Annotated in this window: 2 protein-coding genes; both read right to left on the reverse strand. The window is 35.4% G+C overall.

The annotated features are described in order from the left end of the window. The coding region (locus tag ACCC84_RS23850) for a DUF6444 domain-containing protein (RefSeq protein WP_371902429.1) at positions 1 to 379 on the reverse strand (379 nt) is incomplete at its 3' end. 95 nt (positions 380 to 474) lie between these two features. After that, the coding region (locus ACCC84_RS23855) for a hypothetical protein (protein WP_371902430.1) at positions 475 to 661 on the reverse strand (187 nt) is incomplete at its 5' end.

Here is a 661-nt window from a genome sequence, read left to right on the forward strand (position 1 = left end):
GTAAATCATACACTTGGCGAATGCGGTATCCATTTACAGGCTCATGGTCCAAAGAAGTATGACAACAAGTACAATATGTAGGAGAATACGTAATTGTATGATCTGGAGTCGCTGTCAAACTAAGGGTATGTCCTTTGTGGCCCAACTGGCCACCAGTTTGACGATGCGATGATTTTCGTAAACTTTTTGTAACAGGCTTACGCAAACCATCTGTAGAAGGTGGCTTATGACTATTTTGGGAGTTTTTTTTAGAACGATTTTCTAGGTCTTCTATACGTCCTTTTAAATCCTGTATTTGGTTTTCTAAATCATGAACGAAATCGCAAATAGCCTGTGGTCCCTTTTGAAAGACAGCTAGAATATCTTGTTTTTTCAACACAACGATCACCTCCTAGTCTGATATATCTAGTATTCACACAAAAAATACATATCAGACTAGTAAATGAAAAAAGCCTCCGTGAGGAAGCTGAGTAGTTACATTATATTATTAGTGAAATGTCCTACTTGTGTATTAAGTATTTGGATATCACTTGTAATTTGATCATCGTTTGAACTGTATAAAATAAGGGTTTTTGGTTGTTCGATTTTTTGTGCGGAAATAGGGACAGGAATTAGTAGTAGTAAACTAAATAAGAGTAACAGCCATTTTTTCATATTATTA

The organism is Serratia odorifera (assembly GCF_041448735.1).
Lineage (GTDB): Bacteria > Pseudomonadota > Gammaproteobacteria > Enterobacterales > Enterobacteriaceae > Serratia_F > Serratia_F odorifera.